Source organism: Brevundimonas sp. (assembly GCF_016463485.1).
Taxonomy (GTDB): Bacteria; Pseudomonadota; Alphaproteobacteria; order Caulobacterales; family Caulobacteraceae; genus Brevundimonas.
In genome coordinates this window covers 1-2,995 of record NZ_JAEMRD010000229.1, presented here as the reverse complement: position 1 = coordinate 2,995, position 2,995 = coordinate 1, and the positions used below count along the sequence as shown (strand labels likewise).

The following is a 2,995-nucleotide window of genomic DNA, read 5'->3' as shown; positions in this document are numbered from 1 at the left end:
GTCCACGTCCTGACCCTGGCCCAGGCCCACGGCGCCCTCTACGACCAGGCCAAGGCGGCGCGCGGCGCGCTGGATTTCGGCGATCTGGTGGCCCGCACGGTCGAGCTGCTGACGACGCGATCCAGCGCCGCCTGGGTGCTGTACAAGCTGGACGGCGGCATCGAGCACGTACTTGTCGACGAGGCCCAGGACACGGCGCCCGAGCAGTGGGACATCCTGCGCGCCCTGACCGAGGACTTCTTCTCCGGCGCGGGCTCGAAGCGGTTCGGGGCCGGCAAGGTCGAACGCACCGTCTTCGCCGTCGGCGACGAGAAGCAGTCGATCTATTCCTTCCAGGGTGCCCGGCCCGAGCGGCTGAATCAGGAGTCGCAACGCTATGACGTGATGGTCACCGGCGCGGGCTTCGCGTTCCAGGGCGTTCAGCTGGCAACATCCTTCCGCTCGACACAGCAAGTGTTGTCTTTCGTCGATGCGGTATTCGAAGGTCCGGCGCGGACCTCGGCCCTCGTCGGCGAACAGGTCGCGGCTATCCCGAAACACATCGCCATGCGGACCGGCGACCCCGGCTGCATCGACCTGTGGCCCCTCTATGCCGACGAGAAACCGCCCGAGCGCGACGCCTGGGACGATCCGCTGGATCAGGAACCGACGCAGGGCGCGCGCAAGCGGATGGCCGCCGACCTCGCCCGCGATATCAAACGCCAGGTCGAGGCAGGCGTCGCCGTTCACGACCGCCGCGAGCGCACTCTGCGACCCTGTGGCTACGGCGATTTCCTCATCCTGGTTCGGCGGCGCGACGCCACCTTCGAGGAGATCATCCGCGCGCTGAAATCGGCGGGGGTGCCCGTCGCCGGTGCCGACCGGCTGAAGCTGTCGTCGCACATCGCCTTCGACGACCTGATCGTCCTGGCGCGGTTTGCCCTCTTCCCCGACGACGACCTGAGCCTGGCCGAGGCCCTGCGCAGCCCCTTCTGCGACATCGACGAGGACAGTCTGTATGACCTCGCGGGGGGCGATCCGGACCGTCGCGGCCTGTGGCGCGAACTGACCCGCCGTGCCGGGGAACGGCCGGAGTGGGGCCGGGCGCGCGATCTGATGACCTTCTTGATCGCCGCCCGCGACCGTGATCCCTTCGCCTTCTTCGCCGGGGTGCTGAACCGGATCGACGACACCGGCGTCTCGGGCCGCGCGCGGGTCCTCTCCCGACTGGGGCGAGAGGCCGAGGAGGCGCTCGACGAGACCCTGAACCAGGTCCTGGCCGCAGAACAGCGCGGCGCGACCGTCCTCGAGACCTGTCTGTCGATGCTGGAGGCCGCCGACGTCGAGGTTAAGCGCGAGCTGGAAGGCGCGCGCGGCGAGGTCCGCGTGATGACCGTCCACGGTGCCAAGGGGCTCGAGGCACCCATCGTTATCCTGCCCGACACGACGGCGGTAGCGAAGGCGCAGGGGCCGACCCTGATGGTGGTCGAACAGGCCGACGGCTCCGAGGCCTGGCTGATGTGTCCGGGGTCGGAAAAGGAGGATTGCGACGCCTCCACCCTGGCCCGCACGGCCCGCCAGGACCGGGTGAATGCGGAGACCCTGCGCCTGCTCTACGTCGCCCTGACGCGCGCGCGCGACCGGATCGTGATCCTGGGCCGGGGCAGCGCGAAGTCCAAACAGGGCTATGACGACGGCAGCTGGTGGGACGTCCTGACCGAGACCTTCGGGCGTCTGGACCCCCGCGATATCGGCGACGGCCGCCTTCGGATCGGGCCCGACCTCGTCGTCCTCGGCGCGAAGACGGCGGGCGGGCCGGGTGCCTCGGTCACGGTTCCCGACTGGGCCCGCCAGCTTGCCACGCCCGCTCCCGGTTTCCGGATCGCCGCCCCTTCGCGGATGGACGAGGCCCTGCGTATCCCTGCGCCGTCACCGCTGGCCGTGTCCGCGACAGGCGCTGACAAGCCGCTCGGCCGGTTCCGGCGCGGCGACCTGATCCACCGGCTGCTGGAGCGGCTGCCCGAGATCGCGGCTGTGGACCGGCCGGACGCCGCCGTCCGGATCCTGGCCCGCGAACGCGACCTCGATGAGGCCCAACGCAGCGAGATGATCGCGGCGGCCTTCGGCGTGCTGGACGATGCCCGGTTCGCGCCGGTGTTCGGGCCGGGATCGCGGGCAGAGGTGGCACTGACGGGTTCCGCGCCTGGTCTGCCCGGTGGTGTCTCGATCTCCGGACGTATCGACCGGCTGGTGGTCACGCCCGACCGCGTCCTGGTCGTCGATTACAAGTCCAACCGGCCCGCACCCCCGACGATCGAGGCGGCGGACCCGTCCTACGTGCTGCAACTGGCTATCTACGTCGCCGTGCTGAAGCGCCTGTACCCCGACCGCGCCGTCGAGGCGGCCCTGGTCTGGACCGACGGCCCCGACCTGATGGAGGTCCCGGCCGATCGCATGGACGCTGCGCTCGCAAACGCCCGTTGAACCCCGTTGAACTTGAGGGGAATCACCCCACATCTGCCCCAACGCGAGATCGACGCCGCCAAGGCGAAGGGACAGCGCACACCAATCGCGCTCAAGCAGCGAGCGACCGTGTCGCGAGCGTTAGCGCCCCAAAAAGGAGCCATGAAATGGCGACAATAAAGGTCACCGACGAGAGCTTCGACGCCGACGTCCTGAAATCCTCGACCCCGGTTCTGGTCGATTTCTGGGCCGAATGGTGCGGCCCCTGCAAACAGATCGGCCCGGCCCTGGAACAGATCGCCGACGAACTGGCCGGTCAGGTGACCATCGCCAAGGTCAATATCGACGACAGCCCCATGACCCCGTCGAAGCTGGGCGTGAAGGGTATCCCCACCCTTATGCTGTTCCGCGACGGCCAGCTGTCCTCGCTCAAGGTCGGCGCCATGCCCAAGGGCAAGATCGTCGAATGGCTGGCTGAGAGCGGCATCCAGGCGAAGGCCTGATCTATTCCTCCCCCTAGCGAAGCGCAGGGGGAGGGGGACCGCAGCGCGCT

Annotated in this window: 2 protein-coding genes; both read left to right on the top strand. The window is 69.0% G+C overall.

Features of this window, described 5'->3' with window-relative positions:
* Window positions 1-2,463: double-strand break repair helicase AddA (addA, locus tag JHC99_RS18240; protein WP_292156106.1), on the top strand; the 2,463-nt coding region annotated here is incomplete at its 5' end.
* A 146-nt stretch (window positions 2,464-2,609) separates the two neighbouring features.
* A complete protein-coding gene (gene trxA / locus JHC99_RS18235) occupies window positions 2,610-2,945 on the top strand; it encodes a thioredoxin (RefSeq protein WP_292156104.1) in 336 nt (111 codons plus the stop codon).
* Window positions 2,946-2,995: the final 50 nt, after the last annotated feature.

Bases quoted from the DNA above. Each gene is read 5' to 3' on its own strand.
- trxA (WP_292156104.1), top strand. From the start codon at position 2,610: ATGGCGACAATAAAGGTCACCGACGAGAGCTTCGACGCCGACGTCCTG.